Genomic DNA, 18,051 nt, shown 5'->3' on the forward strand with positions numbered 1-18,051 from the left:
GGCGAGAACGTTTAGCATGGAGGCATGTTGCGATCTCGCCTGAGCCTCCTGGCCCTGACCACGACTCTCGCGCTCGTCGGCTGTTCCGGCGGAGCGTCGACGCCCGAATCCTCCACGGCCGGACAGAAGTCCTCCGCCGATTCGGGTTCTGAGACCCAAGCGCAGTCTGAAGCCCAGACCGAGTCGTCCCTGGATGACCCCGCCGACGCCGATCCGGCCGACTTCAAGGAGGAAGCCGCTGACATCGTCGCAGGCTTCTCCGACGAGGAACTCGCCGGTTCCCTCATCATCGGCACCTGGGACGGCACGGACACGCAGACCCCGGTGGACATGGTCCAGCAGAACCACCTCGGCGGGGTCATCGTCATGGGCTACAACCTGTCGGAGAACCCGACGAAGGACCAGGTCACGGAACTGACTGGTCAGATCTCCGGGGCGCGGACGAAGGGACAGCCGGTGTCGATCGGCGTCGACCAGGAAGGCGGACCGGTGTCTCGGCTGAGTTCGGCCGCGCTGCCGTTCCCACCGCTCATGGGCCTGGCCGCCACCGACGACTCCGACCTCATCACCGACGCCACGACCGTGCAGGGGAAGAACCTCACAGATCTGGGCTTCACCATCGACTTCGCCCCGGACTCCGACGTCACGGTCGGACCGAAAGACAAAGCGATCAACGTCCGCTCGGGCGGCACCGATCATGAGGACGTCGCCGAAGTCGTCGCCGACGCCGTCGAAGGATACCGCTCCGGCGGGGTGTCGAGTTCGGCGAAGCATTTCCCGGGACACGGCCGCCTCGGTGTGGATTCGCACGAGAGCGTGCCGGTGTCAGAGAAGTCAATTGAGGAGATGGAGGACTCGGATCTCCTGCCCTTCCAATCCGCGGTCAAGGCCGGAGTGCCGATGGTGATGATGGGCCACATCGGGCTGCCCGATGCGAAGACGACACCCGCGACGCTCAACAAGAAGGCGTATTCGGCGCTGCGGGAGACCCTCGACTATGACGGCGTCATCACCACGGATGCGCTGAACATGAAGGCTGTGCCGCAGAACCTCAACGGCGGAGAGACCGTCAAGGCGCTCGCCGCCGGAGCCGATATCGCACTCATGCCCCGAACTCCGCTGCGGCGCAGAAGGCCATCGTCAAGGCGATGGGGGACGGGACCCTGAAGAAGAAGGACCTCGTCGAGAAGTCCGAACGCGTCGTCGCAGCCCAGCTGGCCACCGCCGAAGCGCAGAAGAGCGTGCAGGCCGGTGACTCGGATGCGAAGGACCCGAAGAAGGTCCTCACGAAAGTCGCTGAAAAGTCACTCACCGTGCTCAAGGGCGAATGCTCCTTCACTGGCACGGATTCGATCTCGATCGTCGGCGGCAGCGACAAGGAGAAAGCGGCGCTGAAGGAAGCAGCCGAAGCCGAGGACCTCACCGTCGGATCTGGCGGAACATCCGTGAGCCTGAGCCCGTCGACTTCCGCCGAGGTGGCCGTGGGCACCGCTGCACCGTGGACGATGCGCAGCACCTCGGCGAAGTCCGCGGTGACCGCCTACGATTCGAACCCCTACGCGCTGCGAGCCGTGGCGAAGTGGCTGAAAGGTGACCTCGAGGCATCAGGCCGGCTGCCCGCGGAATACGACGGCAGCGACAAAGCTCCCGACTGCGGGTGAGCACGGCCGACTCTGTGAGTTCCGGACGATGCGTGCCGGAAAACAAGCGAAAATCCCGCACATATCGTCCGGAACTCGCTCCTGTGATCCAGACGTCGGACTCGAAGCGAAAACTGCGGACGAGCAGCGGATGCTCACGGAGCTCTTCCTGCCCGGATGCGGAGAGCCCCTCGCCGGCGCAGTGCCGACGAGGGGCTTACTGTGTGCTTGATATTGGGTGGGCCTCAGAGGACGCGGATGAAGGTGACGTCGCCCATCCAGCTGTAGCTGCGCTTCGATGTACCGGATCCGGGCGAACCGGCATCGTACATCTGTCCGTCGCCGGCGTAGATGCCGACGTGTCCTGGGCGCCAGATGAGGTCGCCGGGCTTCGCCTCTGACTCGGACACGACCGTTCCGGATTCCTTCTGAGCTCCCGACTGACGGGGCAGATCGACGCCGACGTGGCTGTAGACCCAGGAGGTGTAGCCGGAGCAGTCCCAGCCGCTCTGCGACGTTCCGCCGAAGACGTACGGGGTACCGACGCCCTTCTCGGCCCAGCCGAGGACCTGCTCGGCCTTGGACCCGTCGATCGGGCCCGAGTCGTCGGAGCCGCCGGTATCCTTCTTCGGACTCTCATCCTTCGAGCCCGCGTCCGGGCTGTCGGAGTCATTGTCCGAGGACTCGCTCGGCTCCTCCTCCGGCTCTTCGGCAGGTGCCGGCTCTGCGACGGTCGTCTCCGGCTCTTCCTTCGGCTCAGGCTTCGGTTTGGGCTTCGGCTTGGGGGCGGCCTCGGCCGTGACGACGTCAGTATCGACGGTGACTTCAGACTTCTGATCGCCCTTCTTCGATGAACCGCCGGCATCGATGACCGGTGTCTGGTTCTCGAACTCGACGGGTGCCTGCTTCTCGGACTCGGCTGCGACCTTCGCCTCGTCGCCGGCTCCCTGGCCCGCTGCGGGAAGAACCGCTGCGGTGAGCAGTCCGCCGCTGGCAGCGACGACTGCGGCACGGCGGCCGAATGCGCCGGAGTTCGAGGCGAGCAGTTCGCTCAGCGTAGTCAGTGGTGTCTTGGCCTTGGCGTTCGCGGCGCGGCGGCCGTGCTGCTTAGATGCCACGATTTCCTCTCGTTGCCTGTCTGGGTATGACGATGTCCTTCACTGTAACGAATTCGTGATCTTCTGTCACGTTTTTGTTACAAAAGGATCTTCGGGCAACTCTCTGAGCATAATCCCTGGTCACAGGGCCACTGATGGCAAGAGGGTTGCTGGAGAGGTCCGGATTCAGTCGGATTGCGTCTGTGATTCAGCGCGCAGTCTCGCCCTTGAATAACGTTTCGTCTCCCTTGAATAACGTTTCGTGACAATCGCGGAGGACGATTCATGGGTCGATCCGCGGCGATTTCACGACCGAACCACCGCGGATCGACCCAAGAATGCCGACGGCTCGGGATCGCGATCGTGTGGAGGTGACGTGAGCGTCAGGCTCCGGTCTCGACAGGGCGGTCGGGATCCGATGACCAGCCGGACCAGCTCGCGGGGTAGAGGCTGGCTTCGACTCCGAGGGTCGCGAGCGCCAGAGCATTGTGGCAGGCGGTGACTCCCGACCCGCAGTACACACCCACAGGCCCATCGAGGGCGCCCAGCTCCTCGAAGCGTTCACGCAGAATGGCCTCGGGCAGGAAGGCCCCCGCAGGGACATTGTCCGTAGCCGGAGCATTCTTCGCCCCGGGAATATGCCCAGCCTGAGCATCGAGCGGTTCGGACTCTCCGCGGAAGCGCTCACCGGCGCGGGCATCGAGCAGGACTCCGTCGAAGCCGGCCGCCGCCTCGGCATCGATGACAGGGAGCAGCCCCGGGCTGATCTCTACGTCACTGGGTGCCACCTCGGGGAGTCTCCGGTCTCTATCGTCCCGCCGGCCTCACGGAAAGCGGCGAGTCCGCCGTCGAGGACTCGCGCGCGCAGTCCGGCCCAGCGCAGCAGCCACCAGGCGCGTGCCGCGCCGAGAGAGGAATTGTCGTCGTAGACCACTACCTCAGTGTCGCTGTCGATGCCCAGGATCGCACCGTCTCTTGGAAGGCTTCGGGGCTCGGCAGCGGGTGTCGGCCGGCCGTGGGGTCGGTGCTGCCGTGGTCGGCGAGCTCGGTGTCGAGGTCGACATAGAGGGCACCGGGGATATGCCCGGCTGCGAAGTCCTCGCGGCCATCGGGCTTCGGCAGGGTCCAGCGGACGTCGAGCAACCTCGGTGCGGGGATGTCGGCCATGCGGTCGAGCAGTTCATCGGCGCTGATGAGAAAGTCGAAGCGGGTCAATTCGATCTCCTTCTTGGGTGGGGTCACACCGGTTGGGTGAGCAGGACGACGTGCTTCTCGCCGAGGCGGGTGAACACGAGCGTGGCTTTGTCGCCCTTGGGCAGCTTGAGTTGGCGGCGAACCTGGTCGGGAACGACGTCGGCACCGCGTTTCTTGATCACGACCGAGCCGATTCCGCGGGCAACGAGCTCTTTGCGCAGGCTCGGGATCTTCGCGGGCAGAACGCCGACGACCTCGTAAGCAGTGACTCCTGCCGACGCCGGCCCGTTCGGTTCGACATCGGTGGTCAGATACGCGATCTTCGGATGCAGTCGACGCGCCTGCAGCGGTGGGCACAGTGCCGCGACGAGTCCTGCACGCACGATCGCACCATCGGGTTCGAGCAGATACTTTCCGAGCTCACCGATGTCCGCCTCGTCCTCGTCGGGCAGGTTGTCCTCGTGGATGAGGAGCGTGCGTTGGCCCATGACGAGGGCGCCGCGTCCGGGACGCTGCCTGGCCGCACCGAAGTAGAGGCAGACTTCGACGACCTCACCGTTGTGGGAGACCCACTGGGCTTCGGCGTCCTCGGGGATGAGGTCGTGGTCGAGTGCCGGGCCGAGCTTCACCCCGGCAGCCTTCGCTTCGCTCGCCTTCTCGACCACCCACGACAGAGAGGGGGAGAAGGCCTCGGGGTCGGTGATGCGTGCGGTCGATCCGCGCTTGTCGGCCTTGCCGATGGTCCGCCGGGCCGGATCGAACCAGAGAGCATCGAATCCATCTAAGTCGACATCCTCGGCGCGAGCGTGTTCGACGGCGGCATCGGGCAGATGTCGGAGGTTGAAGGCGGCGATGGCGGCGGTGACTTCGTCGGCGTCGACGGCCGAGACCAGCGCACCCATTCCGGCGAAGGCGACCGAATCTGCGCCGATCCCACACCCGAGGTCGGCGATGCGGAAGGACTCGTCCTCGGCTACGTCCCCGATGAGGCGACGGCCGTGATGAGCGGCGACAGGCAGCCGCGTGGCCTGGGCCAATCCGTCGCGGGTGAAGAGCATATCCTCGGCGAAAGGTCCGAGCTTCGCTGCTGCCTCCTGCCGCAGCCGGGCCTGAGTGAGCAGGGCCGCAGTCACCTCGGCGGAAAAGCCCTCCTTCCGCAGGGCCGCTGACCGGGCGAGCTCATCGCCTTCGAGGTCGTCGATGCGGTCGAGCCGGTCGAGGACGGCGACGTCGAGCAGTTCGGTCAGTGTCTGCGGATCCATGGCTTCACCCTATCGTCTGCGCCGTGAGGCAGTCCCCTCTCCGGGCTGGACCGGCCGAACCGCCGGGCCGCTGCGGTGATTGTGCGAGCCGAGCGTTGCGGTAAGTTGTTGGCTGTGACGTTATTGACCGCCCGCGATATCCGCGAACTAGCCGCTGACATCGGTCTGCGCCCGACGAAGCAGAAGGGCCAGAACTTCGTCATCGACCCCAATACCGTGCGCTCGATCGTCACCGCCGCAGGCCTTGAGGAGAACTCGAACGTCGTCGAGGTCGGTCCGGGACTCGGTTCGCTCACCCTCGGTCTGCTCGAGGCCGGTCATTCAGTCACCGCGGTCGAAATCGACGAAGTGCTCGCGCAGAAGCTGCCGAGCACAGTCGAGAAGTTCGCCGGTGACGACGCGCCGTTCCAGCTCGTCAACGCCGATGCGCTGCGCGTCACCGAACTGCCCACGCTGCAGCACACCACCGAAGCCGCGGCCGGCACTCCTGACGCTGGAGAGAATCAGCCCGATGCGCTCGTGGCGAACCTGCCCTACAACGTGGCCGTGCCCGTGCTGCTGCACTTCCTCGAGACCTTCCCGAGCCTGAAGACCGTCCTCGTCATGGTCCAGCTCGAAGTCGCCGAACGACTTGCCGCCGCTCCCGGCTCCCGCACCTACGGAGTCCCCAGCGTCAAAGCCCAGTGGTACGGAGGCGTGGCGCTGGCGGGAAAGATCGGCAAGAACGTGTTCTGGCCGGCCCCGAATATCGACTCCGGACTCGTGCGCATCGACGTCACCCGCACCGAACGCGATCCGGCTGTCCGCACCCGCCTCTTCGCCCTCATCGACGCCGCCTTCGCCCAACGCCGCAAGACCCTGCGTGCCGCCCTGTCCGGATGGGCCGGCGGCCCGCAGCAGTCCGAAGACCTGCTGACGGCGGCCGGAATCGACCCGAAGATCCGCGGCGAAGCACTCACCGTCGCCGACTTCGAACGCCTCGCCGCCGTCGAACCCTCTGCACCGGTCGCCGAGGATCCCTCGCCATGACCACCCCGCTGCACCCGCCAACGACTATCCCGGCCCCGGTGAGAGTGCAGGCGCCGGGGAAGATCAACATCCACCTCGGTGTGGGTGCGGCGAACGACGGATATCACGAGCTCGCAACCGTGTTCCAGGCGCTCAACCTCGGCGAGACCCTCACCCTCATTCCGGGCGGAACACGCTCGATCATCGTCCAGGGCCGGTACGCGGATGCCGCGGTCCCGCGCGACGAATCGAACTTCGCCAGGCGCGCCGTCGACCTCCTCATCACCGCACTCGAAGGCGAACGTGACGTCGATGTGCTGCGCGACCTCGACATCGTCATCGACAAGCAGGTGCCTGTGGCCGGCGGAATGGGCGGGGGATCGGCCGATGCGGCCGCCGCACTCGTCGGAGCCGCCCACCTCATCGGCGGCGTCGACGATGCGATCGTCCACGAATGCGCGGTCGCCGTCGGCGCCGATGTCGCGTTCCTCCTGCGCGGGGGCACGGCCATCGGCCACGGCCGCGGGGAGAAGCTGAGCCCCGTGCTCACCCGCGGAACCTTCCACTGGGTGATGGCCACCTCGGCGTCGCCCCTGCCCACCCCGGACGTCTACGCCCGCTTCGACGACCTCAACCCCGACCCGGCCCCCGCCGTCGTTCCCGATCAGGTGCTCAAGGCGCTCGCCGCCGGCGAACCGGACACGCTCGCGGAATTCGCGGCGAACGACCTCACCGAGGCGGCCGTGTCCTTCATGCCCGAAATCGCCGAGGTGATGGAGGCCGGCCGGGACGCCGGCGCCGTCCTTCCCCTGCTCAGCGGGTCAGGACCGACGATCGGATTCCTCGCCCGCGACGCCCACCACGCCCTCGACCTGGCCGTGCTCCTGCAGGCCACGCGCGGTGTCAACGAAGCGCTGCGCACCACCGGGCCCGCCCCCGGAGCACATATCGTGGACGGCGGCTGACCGTGGCGGAGAACCGCGGCAACCTCCATGAAACGCTGCGCGACAAGATCGGACAGGACATCGTTGCCGGACGGCTGGCCGCCGGGACGATCATCAAGGCCGAGGATCTGCGCACCCGCCACGACGTGTCGCTGTCAGTGGTGCGTGAAGTCGTCCGAGTCCTCGAATCATTGGGCATGCTGCAGCCGATCCGTCGGGTCGGTCTCGTCGTGCTCGCGATGAGCGAATGGATGCTGCTCGACCCGCTCGTCATCCGCTGGAGGATGACCGAGGCACCGGCGCGGCAGCTGCGGTCGCTGACCGAGCTGCGGGTGGCCATCGAACCCGAGGCCGCGGGGCTTGCCGCACAGCACGCTCCGGCGGAGGCCGCCGAAGAGATCATGGGATTAGCCGCCCGGATGCGGTCCTCGGGCAGGCAGGGCGATGTCGAAGCGTTCCTCGAAGCCGATGTGGCGTTCCACCGGGCGGTGCTCGGCGCCGGAGGCAATGAGCTCTTCGCCGCCTTCGACACCGTCATCGGTGAGATCCTCGCGGGCCGCACCGGGGCGGGACTGATGCCGAAGTTCCCGCACCCGGATGCCCTGCAATGGCACTTCGACGTCGCCGATGCCATCGGCGGACAGGACGCTGAGAGAGCCAGAGAGGCGATGGCGAAGATCGTGGCCAAAGCGGATGCGGAGATGGGCAGCGTCTGGGCCGACGAACCCCGGCGCCCGGGGAACTGAAGCTCGAAGTACGCGGGCAGTCGAGTGGTCCGGCACCCGGGCGGCTGGCGCCCGGGCGACAGGGACCCGACTTCAGAACAGGCTGACGATTCCGTAGAGGGCAAGGCTGAGCAGGAATCCGACGGTGCCCAGCAGCGTCTCGGCGACGGTCCAGGTCTTCAGCGTCGTCTTCGTATCCATGCCGAAGAACCGTGAGACGAGCCAGAAACCCGAGTCGTTGACGTGGCTTGCGAAGACCGAACCGGCGGCCAGCGACAGCACGATCGCCACGACCTGCAGGCTCGAGAAGTCCGGGTTGCCGACGATGATCGGCTGAACGAGAGCCGCCGCTGTCGTCAGCGCCACCGTGGCCGAACCCTGGGCGACGCGCACAATCGCGGCGATGACGAAGCCGGCGACGATGACGGGCAGGCCGAGAGCGGAAAGCGAATCGGCCAGAGAATCGCCGATGCCGCTGGCGCGCAGCACTCCGCCGAACATTCCGCCGGCACCGGTGATGAGGATGATCGAGCACACCGGGCCGAGAGCGGAGTCGACGACGGTCTCGATGAGCGACTGGTCCTTCTTCTGCTTCCACCCGAGCAGCCACATGGCGATGACGACGGTGATGAGCAGGGCGATCGGAGTCTCACCGAGCAGCCGTAGGGAGCTGATGAGCACCGAATCGACATCGACCCATCCGGCCTCACCGGCGAAGTTCAGGCCGGTGTTGAGGAAGATGAGCACGAGCGGCAGGACGAGGAGGAAGATGACGTGACCGAGCTTCGGACGGGAGGCGAAATCGGCAAAGGAGTCGTTCTTTCCGGCCGAGAGCACCGTCGGGACCGCGACATCGATGCGCTTTCCGATGATGAGTCCGAACAGGTACCCGGTGAGGTACCAGGCGGGGATGGCGATGATGAGTCCGCAGATGAGGACGAGTCCGACGTTCGCACCGAGCAGCCCGGAAGCCGCGACCGGTCCGGGGTGCGGGGGCACGAAGATGTGCATGGCGGAGAACGCCATGGCCGCGGGCATCGCGTAGAGCAGCAGAGATCCGCCGAGGCGGCGTGCGATCGTGAAGATGATCGGCAGCATGACGACGAGTCCGGCATCGAAGAAGATCGGGAAGCCGAAGAGCAGAGAGGTCACTCCGAGGGCGAAGGGCGTTCGCTTCTCACCGAAGAGGCGGATGAGGGCGTCGGTGAGCACCTCGGCACCGCCGGAGAGTTCGAGCATCCGCCCGAGCATCGCACCGAGTCCCACGAGGAGGGCGACGCTGGCCAGGGTGGATCCGAAGCCGTCATAGAGGACGTCGATGAGGTCGCCGGGCATGATTCCCGCGGCCAGGGCAGTGATCACCGAGACGATGACGAGGGCGATGAAGGCATGGACGCGTGCTTTGATGATGAGCAGGAGCAGCACGGCGATGGCTGCGGCCGCGATTCCCAGCAGGGCCGGAGTCGGCAGAGTCCAGGCCAATTCGAGTTCGTTCATAGTTCCTCTTCCTTGAGGTCAGATGGATGGGCGGACGGGGGACAGGGCGATCATGCGCTCATCCGATGCACGGATTCGAGGATCGCATCGAGAACGTCGGGAATCGACTGGTCGACGTCGACGGTGGCATGAGCCTCCTCGGCGGCGAGCGGTTCGAGTGTCGCCAGCTGCGAATCGAGCAGATCCGGGGACATGAACTCATGGTCACGGCGGGCCAGGTGGTCGGCGATGACCTCGCGGGGACCGTCGAGGTGGACGAAGACGAGTGAGGGTGCGGACCGGCGCAGCAGATCGCGGTAGGAGCGTTTGAGGGCGGAGCAGGCGATGACCGGGGCCGGAGTGCGTGCGGCTTCGACGGCGACGCGCTCGAGCCACGGTGCCCGATCCTCATCCGTGAGCGGGACTCCCGAACCCATCTTCGCTTTGTTCGCTGCGGAGTGCAGATCGTCGGCGTCGACGAACCGACGGTCGAGGGCGTGCGCCACCTGCGCGCCGAGGACGGTTTTGCCGGTTCCCGAGACACCCATGATGACGAGCGGTGGAAGGAAAGGGCTGTGCCCCATAACCGAAACCTCTCGATAAAATATGAAGAAATATCTATAATCAGTTATTAAAACAGATTTATAGCACCGTAGTGCTGGTGGGAAGCGACTGTCAACACTGCAGATCACAGGGAAGAGGAATGCTCATGAAGGCCGATGTCGCAGTGATCGGAACCGGTGTGATGGGCTCGAACCTGGCCCGCAACCTCGCCCGTCAGTCTGGCCACCGAGTCGCCGTCTATGACCGCGACGTCGAGCGTGCCCAGAAGCTGGCCGCGGACTTCCCCGAAGCCGAGTTCATCGTCGCCTCCGATCCGGCCGACCTGGCCGGGAAGCTTGCCGAACCGAGAGTGGCCATCCTCATGGTCAATGCCGGACGAGCCACCGACTCGGCGATCGGCGACCTCGCCGAGGCGTTCGCATCCGGTGACATCATCGTCGACGGCGGCAACTCCCACTTCCGCGACACGATCGACCGCGGAGCCCGACTCGAGGGCACCGGCATCGAGTTCGCCGGGGTCGGCATCTCCGGGGGAGAGGTCGGCGCCCTGCTCGGACCGTCCCTCATGGTCGGCGGGTCCCCGGCCGCATGGCAGCGCCTGCGCCCCCTGCTCGAGCCCATCGCGGCGAAGGCCGGAGACGAGGCCTGCGTCGATCACATCGGCACCGACGGGGCCGGGCACTTCGTCAAGATGGTCCACAACGGCATCGAATACGCCGATATGCAGCTCATCAGCGAGGCCTTCACCCTCCTGCGCGACGGCCTGGGCATGACACCGCCCGAGATCGCCGAGGTCTTCGCAGACTGGAACACCGGAGAGCTCGAGTCCTACCTCGTCGAGATCACCGCCGATGTGCTCGCCCACGTCGATGAGGCGACGGGCCGGCCATTCGTCGACATCGTCGCCGATGCTGCGAAGGCCAAGGGCACGGGGGCGTGGACGGCGCAGGTCGGGCTGGATCTCGGGGTTCCGGTGCCTACCATCGCCGAGGCGGTCTTCTCCCGTTCGCTGTCATCCGCCGTCGATCTGCGTGCCGAGGGACTCAGCCTGGCCGGTCCCCGGCCCGGCGCCGAATCGCCTTCCCTGTCTCCGGACGACCGTGCGACCCGCATCGTTGAGATCGGCAAGGCCCTGCTGCTCGGCAAGGTCATGGCCTATGTGCAGGGCTTCCACGAGATCGTCGTCGGCGCCCGCGAGAACGACTGGGACATCGACCTCGGCGCACTCGCCGGAATCTGGCGTGCCGGCTGCATCATCCGCGCCCGCCTGCTCGACCGCATCGTCGAGGCCTTCGATACCCCGACTCCGCCGGAGAACCTGCTTGCAGCCGGCTTCGTCCGCAAGATCGCCGAGACCTGCCAGGAATCCCTGCGTTCGACGGTGGTCCGGGCCATCGGCCACGGCATCGCCGTGCCCGGGCTGGCTTCGACCCTGTCCTACTTCGACGGACTGCGCACCGAGGCGGGCAGCGCCGCTCTCATTCAGGCCCAGCGCGACCGCTTCGGTTCGCACACCTATGCCCGCACCGACCGTCCCGGTGTCTTCCACACTCGGTGGTCGGGGGACCGCAGCGAAGTCGAGGTCTGATCCGGTCGGACTCGAACCGTCGGGACCGCCTCGGTGACGGTCGTTCCGGTCTCACCTATCGACTGTGGTGGCCCGAATGTCGGACTGTCGATATGTTAGAGCCATGACTTTGCCACACGAAGATGTTGACCCAGACGGACTGCTCGAATACTCGGTGGTCTTCACCGACCGATCGCTCAACCACATGTCGAAGCGGTTCGTGTCCGTGATGCAGGACATCAACCGGATCCTGCGCTCTGCCTATGATGCCGACAGTGTCGCCATCGTCCCCGGCGGCGGCAGCTACGCCATGGAATCCGTGGCCCGTCAGGTGGCCACCGGCAAGAAGGCGCTGATCGTGCGCAACGGCCTGTTCTCCTTCCGCTGGTCGCAGATCCTCGACGCCGGAGCCATCGCCTCGGAGACGACCGTGCTCAAGGCCGCCCCGGACAGCTCCGAGCACCAGTCCGCCTGGTCGCCGGCCCCCGTCGCCGAGGTGGTCGCCGCCATCGAGCGAGAGAAGCCCGCCGTCGTGTTCGCTCCCCACGTCGAGACCGCCTCGGGGATGCTCCTGCCCGATGACTACGTCCGCCAGGTCGCCGAAGCCGTGCACTCGGTCGGCGGAATCTTCGTTCTCGACTGCATCGCCTCGGGCGCGGTGTGGGCGTCGATGACCGATCTCGGTGTCGATGTGCTCATCTCCGCTCCGCAGAAGGGATGGAGCGGCTCACCCTGCGCCGGCTACGTCATGCTCAGCAAGGACGGCCGCGCCGCCGTCGAAGCCTCGACGTCGACGAGCTTCGCGATGGACCTGAAGAAGTGGCTGTTCATCGCCGACGAATACGAAGAGGGTCGTGCGCCGTACCATGCGACGATGCCCACCGATGCTTTGGCGCACAATGCCAAGCTCATGGGCGAGACCGAGGAGCGCGGCTTCGACAAGCTCGCCGCAGCGCAGGCCGAACTCGGTGAGCGCGTGCGCACGGTCTTTGCCGAGCGCGGACTGCCCTCGGTGGCTTCGGACGAGTTCGCTTCGCCGAGCGTGGTCGTCGTCCACACCGACAACCCGAAGCTCGCCACGGGCGCCAGTTTCAAGGAAGTCGGCGTCCAGATCGCTGCCGGCGTGCCGCTGCAGTGCGATGAGCCCGAGGACTTCTCGAGCTTCCGCATCGGCCTGTTCGGTCTCGACAAGCTCGGCGATATCGACGGCACGATCGCGCGTCTCGAATCCGCTCTCGACTCGATCGGCGTGACCGCCGAAGCCTGAGGGCTCAAGCACGGTCGGTGAGCATCACGCACCGCTCGCGCTGACGCTTCCGCGCAGTCGCACAACATACGGTCAGCGCCATAACCTCCCGTTGCAGCGAGGGGTTATGGCGCTGACCGTATGCGGTGGCGCTGCCGGTGAGGGATGCTCCCTGAGTCTCAGGTCGAGGCTCAGGCGGTGTCTCCGAGGGCGACGACGTTGTCCGCGAGCCGTTCGTTGCTGCCATACATGAAGTGGTTGGCCATGTTCTCGGAGAATCGGCTGGCATCGGTGGTCAGCCCGACCGCCTCGGCGACCTCGCGGATGTGCATCGGGGTCGCGCCGCAGCACACGCCGATGTAGTTGACGCTCAGGGCGAAGGCCTCCTTGGCGAATGCACCGATCTCGTAGCGGTTGGTCTGCAGGGGATCGAGAGCGGTGGGGAACGTGCGTCCGTGCGGGGAGGCCACCTCGGCGCGGGGGTCGGAGAGGTTGAAGAACGTCGGCTCATCTTCCGTGGTGCGGTAGGGGATCGGCAGGGCGCCGACGTGACAGGACACGGCCGCGCGGATCTCCTTCAGCCACGGCAGCATCGTCGCAGGACCGCGGAAGCAGTTGAGGCCGACGACATCGACGCCGAGCTGTTCGAGGCGCTGCGCGGTCTCCACGATCCCGACCCCGTCGGCCATCTGCTGGAAGGCCATAGGCGCGAGAGTGAGAACGACGGGCAGGCCGCTGGCCTTGGCGATCTCGGCGGCAGCGATCGCCTCACCGGCAAAGTAGAAGGTCTCACCGATGATGAGGTCAGCGCCTTCCTCGACCGCCCAGGCGACCATCTCGGCGAACATGGCCCGCACCTCGGCCTGCTTGGACTCATCGGCGGGGTCCCAGATGTTCGAGTTCGAGATGTTGCCGGCCATGAAGTTTCCGGGCTTGGCGTCGGCGACGGACCGGGCGATCTGCAGGGCGGCGCGGTTGAGCGGCTCGAGCAGGTCCTCCTTGCCGATCACGCGCATCTTCTCGCGGTGTCCGTTGTAGGTGAAGGCCTCGACGATGTCGGAGCCGGCCCGCTGGAAGTCGACGTGGAGGGAGCGCAGGGCGTCGGGGAATTCGAGGGCCACCTCGGGGACGAACTCGCCGGCGGACAGGTATCCGCGCTTCTCGAGTTCGAACAGGAAGCCTTCCGCGCAGATCACGGGGCCGGCGTCGAGGCGTTGGGTCAGGGCGTTGGTCGCGGTCATGGATGCTCTCCGATTCGATGACGTGGTCGAGCCCGGGCGCGCGGCCCGAACTCGGGTATCACACCATCAACCGGGGGAGCGAGGTGTGTCACATCGACATAAATCGACGCCGATCGCCATGAAATGACACGTCCCGCGCCGAGGCGGCCACCGCCGCGGCGAACCGAACGTCAGCGGTTGTCGCCGCTGAGGTAGACCGGAAGGCGACGGTAGTTCACTGCCCGCTGGGCGGAGCCGGCGGGAACTTCCTGAGTGGTTTCGTAGGTGGCGTTGTTCTGCGGAACCTCGTGCGAACCGGGCAGCGGGTACGGATCCCCCGCAACCGGTGCGGGAGAAGCGAAGGACTGCTGCTGACCCGGCTGCTGTTCATAGCCGGGGGAGTGCTGGTAGCCGACTCCGGGCAGCGGCTGCAGACCGAGGCCCTGCCGGTCCGGTCCGTCGCCCTCGCTGTAGGCATTGCCGGGATGATGAGCGTCGCCGGAAAAGTAGGGATCTTCCGAACGCCGGCTGCGACGGTCGGAATCCTCCGGTCGCAGGAACGGGAACGGCTTGAGCAGCAGACCCGTGATGGTCGAGGACCACCAGCGCAGAGCGCGTTCGAAGGGCGACCAAGCCAGCAGGCCCGTCCACGCCACGGCCAGGGCCACACAGATGAGCAGGACGACGGCGTCGTGGAGGACATCGCGGCTGTCGTCGAGGACCGGCTGAAGCCCGCGGACGACGAAGCCGTGGAGGATGTAGATGGCGAGGCTGTTCTTGCCGATCGTCGCGATCGTGTCCTTCGTGTTGCTCAGCCAGGACAACAGGGCCAGTGTCAGCAGCACCGATCCGATGTCCACGATGAGTCGCAGTCCCACGCCTTCGGGAACGCTGACGTCGAAGTGGGCGAAGTTGAGGCTGCCGTAGAGCCAGTTGTGGTCGACCTGGTCGAGGAAGAAATAACCGACGGCCGCGAGGGCAGCGGCACTGAGACAGAGTTTCTGCCAGATCGCGAGGCTGCCCGCCCAGTCGATGATCTGCCTGCCGTAGAGCTTGCCGATGACGAAGAACGGCCAGAACGCCATCGTCCGAGCCGCGGAGAGTTCGGTGTCGAGGATCGGCAGGAGTCCGCCGAAGAGACCGACGACCAGAGAAGCGACGAGCATCGTGCGTGGGAAGCGCTCGATGAAGGGGACCGTGATCATCCACCACGCCATCGACAGCAGGAACCAGGTGTACCAGAACGGCCGGAGGAAGTCGTAGTCGGGATTGAGCCCGAAGAGCCACATCCACCCCCACATGAGCGGCAGCACCGTGGCGAGGAGGACGAAGTAGGTCAGAACCCGTTCGGCCAGCTTGTTCGACTTCGCCGTGATTCCGGCGAGGAAGACGAAGGCCGGCATATGGAACATGTAGATGAAGTACATCGGTGCACCCAGGATCGGCGACTCCCACGGGGAGGTCCTGGCGAGGAGGTGGCCCAGAACCACCAGGAAGATGAGGATTCCCTTGGCGCGGTCGATGCGATAGTTCCGTGTTGACACGCCGATACACTACCGCACCCGGCAGGATTTGGGGAAAGATCACACCATCGCCGAGGCGGTCGCCCGGTCGCGTGCGATGGTGCACTTGCGCGTGCGGACAGGGATGGAAACGATTAGCCGCGGGCTGCGCAGTCGACGCATTTCGCCGCGTAGGGACGGGCCTCCAACCGCGTCTCGGCGATGGGTCTGCCGCAGTCGATGCAGGTCCCGAACGTTCCCGCGGCGAGGCGGTGATGCGCCTCGGCGATCTCCTCGAGGCGATTCTCGGACTGTTCGAGCAGGGTCGCGGCCTGCGAGCGTTCGAAGGCGAGTGTCGCCCCCTCGGGATCGTGCTCGTCGTCGCTGTTGTCCCCCTCGCGGGCTTCCGAGACCTCATCGATGCCCTGGGTCAGGCGGCTGATGAGCGCCTGCGTCTCCGCCCGCTCCGCCTCGAGCAGATCCCGCATCTTCGCTTCGTCGATCATCAGCGTCTCCTCGTGTTCGTCCGGCTCTGTGGCCGCTCGTCACCCTGAAGGCTCTGGCTCCCAGTCCTCAGGGCTCCAAGGTCAGGCTTCCAATGCCTCGGACGCCTCGAGCCAGCGCATCTCGAGTTCGTCAAGTTCGTCCTGGGACTCGCGGATTGCAGCCGTGAGCTTCGCCAGTCCCTCGAAATCGGTCTGGTCGTGGGCGGCCATCTCCTCGTGCTTCTTCGCGATCTGAGTGTTCAGCTTGTCCATCCGCCGCTCGATCGAGGACACTTCCTTCTTCGCCGCCCGTGCTTCCGCACCGGTGAGCTTCGCGGCTGAATCGGATCCCTCGCTCGCCGGGGCGGCCCTACTGGATCCGTTTCCGCCGACTCCCGCCGAGGCCCCGTTCGAACTGCCGCCCCTATTCGAACCGGCACCGCCGCGGCGCTCCTGTTCGGCGCGCAGTCGAAGGTACTCTTCGACGCCGCCGGGAACATGGCGCAGTCCACCCTGGAGGATCGCATACTGCTGATCGGTGACACGTTCGAGCAGGTACCGGTCGTGGGAGACGACGATGAGGGTGCCCGGCCAGGAGTCGAGGAGATCCTCCATCGCAGTGAGCATGTCCGAATCGACGTCGTTCGTCGGCTCGTCGAGGATGATGACGTTGGGTTCGGCCATGAGCAGCAGCAGAAGCTGGAGCCTGCGCTTCTGACCGCCGGAGAGTTCCTTGACTCGGGCGGAGAGATGTTCTTTCGCAAAGCCGAGGCGTTCGAGCAGCTGAGCCGGAGTGAAGTCCTTGCCTTCGATGTTGAACGAGGTCTTCGATTCGGCCAGCACTTCTCGCACGCGCGAATCGGCGATGCGGGCCAGATCCTTGAACTGCTGGTCGAGCACGCCGATCTGCACGGTTTTGCCGCGCTTGACCCGCCCGGCATCGGGTTCGATCTCTCCGGAGACGAGACCTAAGAGGGTCGACTTCCCGGCACCGTTGGGGCCGAGGATTCCGGTGCGCTCACCGGGACCGATGCGCCATGTGACATCCTCGAGGATCGTGGTTTCGCCGAAATGCTTGGACACGTCGAGCAGGTCGACGACGTCCTTGCCCAGACGGGCGGTGGCCATCTTCTTCAGCTCGATCGGATTGCGCACCTCGGGCACATCGGCGATGAGCTGGTTGGCCGCCTCGATGCGGAACTTCGGCTTCGACGTCCGTGCGGGAGCACCGCGACGCAGCCACGCGAGTTCCTTGCGCATGAGATTCTGTCGCTTCGCCTCGGTGGCGGCGGCGATCCGGTCGCGTTCGACTCGCTGGAGGACATAGGCGGCATATCCGCCTTCGAAGGGTTCGACGATGCGGTCATGGACCTCCCAGGTCTTCGTGCACACTTCGTCGAGGAACCACCGGTCGTGGGTGACCAGCAGCAGGGCTCCGGAGTTCTTCGGCCACCGGTTGCGGATATGTTTGGCCAACCACGCGATGCCATCGACGTCGAGATGGTTCGTCGGCTCGTCGAGGATAAGCATGTCCCAATCGCCGATGAGGAGAGCCGCCAGGGCCACCCGTCGACGCTGACCGCCGGAGAGTGAGGAGATCTGCGCATCCCAATCGAGGTCGGCGATGAGACCGGAGATGATGTCCCGGGCCTGCGGATCGGCCGCCCATTCGTGATCGGCGGCATCACCGACGACAGAGAAGCCGACGGTGGCCTCGTCATCGAGGTCATCACGTTGGCCGAGCATGCCCAAGCGCAGACCTCCGCGGTAGGTCACCCGCCCGGAATCGGGTTCGATGGTGCCGGCGAGCATGCCGAGAAGGCTCGACTTGCCGTCGCCATTGCGGCCGACGATGCCGATCATGTCGCCGGACTCGACACCGAGGGTGACCGAGTCGAAGACGACGCGCGTGGGGTATTCGAGGTGGAGGGCTTCTGCCCCGAGGAGATGTGCCATAGCGGTCTCTAGCCTAGTTCACGATGGGTCGCCTCTTGCGCCTGCCGGGCGGCTGCACACACGTCGGTCGACTCACTACATTCGTCGGCCGATTGTCTCAAAGGCGAGGGCCTTTGCGTTCGCATTTTGGAACGTGAACAGCTGCGCATGACGGAATATTTCTTT

15 protein-coding genes and 1 pseudogene are annotated in these 18,051 nt (G+C 65.9%); 7 read left to right on the plus strand and 9 right to left on the minus strand.

Going from position 1 to position 18,051, the window contains the following annotated elements; translation table 11 throughout:
• Window positions 1–24: 24 nt before the first annotated feature.
• Entirely contained in the window at window positions 25–1,167 is a 1,143-nt protein-coding gene (locus tag BLU88_RS07110; protein WP_231939663.1) for a glycoside hydrolase family 3 N-terminal domain-containing protein, read from the plus strand.
• Complete coding sequence (locus BLU88_RS18610; RefSeq protein ID WP_231939664.1) at window positions 1,149–1,661, plus strand: hypothetical protein; 513 nt, start codon at window positions 1,149–1,151, stop codon at window positions 1,659–1,661. Before BLU88_RS07110 ends, BLU88_RS18610 begins: the two co-directional genes overlap by 19 nt.
• A 224-nt stretch (window positions 1,662–1,885) precedes the next feature.
• Here the strand turns inward: BLU88_RS18610 and BLU88_RS07115 are convergent, their stop codons facing one another.
• The 3 genes and pseudogenes from BLU88_RS07115 to BLU88_RS07125 all read right to left on the minus strand — a co-directional run bounded on the left by BLU88_RS07115 (window position 1,886) and on the right by BLU88_RS07125 (window position 5,193).
• Window positions 1,886–2,758 (minus strand): C40 family peptidase, encoded by an 873-nt coding sequence (locus tag BLU88_RS07115; protein WP_092011779.1) that lies wholly within the window; start codon window positions 2,756–2,758, stop codon window positions 1,886–1,888.
• 362 nt (window positions 2,759–3,120) lie between these two features.
• Window positions 3,121–3,904, minus strand: a pseudogene (locus tag BLU88_RS07120) (sulfurtransferase).
• A 71-nt stretch (window positions 3,905–3,975) separates the two neighbouring features.
• Window positions 3,976–5,193: a class I SAM-dependent methyltransferase gene (locus BLU88_RS07125; RefSeq protein WP_092011782.1), complete on the minus strand. Its 1,218-nt coding sequence runs from the start codon at window positions 5,191–5,193 to the stop codon at window positions 3,976–3,978.
• A gap of 114 nt (window positions 5,194–5,307) precedes the next feature.
• Between BLU88_RS07125 and rsmA the strand changes: the two genes are divergently transcribed.
• The 3 genes from rsmA to BLU88_RS07140 are packed head-to-tail and all read left to right on the plus strand — an operon-like array spanning window position 5,308 to window position 7,891.
• Window positions 5,308–6,222, plus strand: a complete 915-nt coding sequence (gene rsmA, locus BLU88_RS07130; RefSeq protein ID WP_092011785.1) for a 16S rRNA (adenine(1518)-N(6)/adenine(1519)-N(6))-dimethyltransferase RsmA — start codon at window positions 5,308–5,310, stop codon at window positions 6,220–6,222.
• Window positions 6,219–7,166, plus strand: coding sequence for a 4-(cytidine 5'-diphospho)-2-C-methyl-D-erythritol kinase (locus BLU88_RS07135; protein ID WP_092011788.1), 948 nt, complete (start codon window positions 6,219–6,221; stop codon window positions 7,164–7,166). The genes rsmA and BLU88_RS07135 overlap by 4 nt, the downstream gene beginning before the upstream one ends.
• Window positions 7,167–7,168: 2 nt before the next feature.
• Complete coding sequence (locus tag BLU88_RS07140) at window positions 7,169–7,891, plus strand: FadR/GntR family transcriptional regulator (protein WP_231939665.1); 723 nt, start codon at window positions 7,169–7,171, stop codon at window positions 7,889–7,891.
• Between the two features lie 72 nt (window positions 7,892–7,963).
• Here the strand turns inward: BLU88_RS07140 and BLU88_RS07145 are convergent, their stop codons facing one another.
• On the minus strand, window positions 7,964–9,367 hold the full coding sequence (locus BLU88_RS07145; RefSeq protein ID WP_092011791.1) for a GntP family permease: 1,404 nt from the start codon (window positions 9,365–9,367) through the stop codon (window positions 7,964–7,966).
• A gap of 50 nt (window positions 9,368–9,417) precedes the next feature.
• The gene (locus tag BLU88_RS07150; protein ID WP_231939666.1) at window positions 9,418–9,930 is read right to left on the minus strand and encodes a gluconokinase; all 513 of its coding nucleotides are present in this window, start codon (window positions 9,928–9,930) and stop codon (window positions 9,418–9,420) included.
• Window positions 9,931–10,055: 125 nt separating this feature from the next.
• Here BLU88_RS07150 and gndA point away from each other — a divergent pair, with 125 nt between their 5' ends.
• Together gndA and BLU88_RS07160 are read left to right on the plus strand one after the other, a co-directional pair.
• Complete coding sequence (gene gndA / locus BLU88_RS07155; RefSeq protein ID WP_092011794.1) at window positions 10,056–11,498, plus strand: NADP-dependent phosphogluconate dehydrogenase; 1,443 nt, start codon at window positions 10,056–10,058, stop codon at window positions 11,496–11,498.
• A 103-nt stretch (window positions 11,499–11,601) separates the two neighbouring features.
• Window positions 11,602–12,744: an alanine--glyoxylate aminotransferase family protein gene (locus BLU88_RS07160; RefSeq protein WP_092011797.1), complete on the plus strand. Its 1,143-nt coding sequence runs from the start codon at window positions 11,602–11,604 to the stop codon at window positions 12,742–12,744.
• A gap of 170 nt (window positions 12,745–12,914) precedes the next feature.
• On the opposite strand, the gene BLU88_RS07165 is transcribed toward BLU88_RS07160, so the two are convergent.
• The 4 genes from BLU88_RS07165 to BLU88_RS07180 all read right to left on the minus strand — a co-directional run bounded on the left by BLU88_RS07165 (window position 12,915) and on the right by BLU88_RS07180 (window position 17,886).
• Window positions 12,915–13,964, minus strand: coding sequence for a homocysteine S-methyltransferase family protein (locus BLU88_RS07165; protein WP_092011800.1), 1,050 nt, complete (start codon window positions 13,962–13,964; stop codon window positions 12,915–12,917).
• A 170-nt stretch (window positions 13,965–14,134) separates the two neighbouring features.
• Entirely contained in the window at window positions 14,135–15,487 is a 1,353-nt protein-coding gene (locus BLU88_RS07170) for an acyltransferase family protein (RefSeq protein ID WP_092011805.1), read from the minus strand.
• Between the two features lie 113 nt (window positions 15,488–15,600).
• On the minus strand, window positions 15,601–15,951 hold the full coding sequence (locus BLU88_RS07175) for a TraR/DksA family transcriptional regulator (RefSeq protein WP_092011809.1): 351 nt from the start codon (window positions 15,949–15,951) through the stop codon (window positions 15,601–15,603).
• A gap of 81 nt (window positions 15,952–16,032) precedes the next feature.
• Window positions 16,033–17,886 (minus strand): ABC-F family ATP-binding cassette domain-containing protein, encoded by a 1,854-nt coding sequence (locus tag BLU88_RS07180; RefSeq protein ID WP_092011812.1) that lies wholly within the window; start codon window positions 17,884–17,886, stop codon window positions 16,033–16,035.
• Window positions 17,887–18,051: the final 165 nt, after the last annotated feature.

The organism is Brevibacterium siliguriense, assembly GCF_900105315.1.
Classification (GTDB): domain Bacteria; phylum Actinomycetota; class Actinomycetes; order Actinomycetales; family Brevibacteriaceae; genus Brevibacterium; species Brevibacterium siliguriense.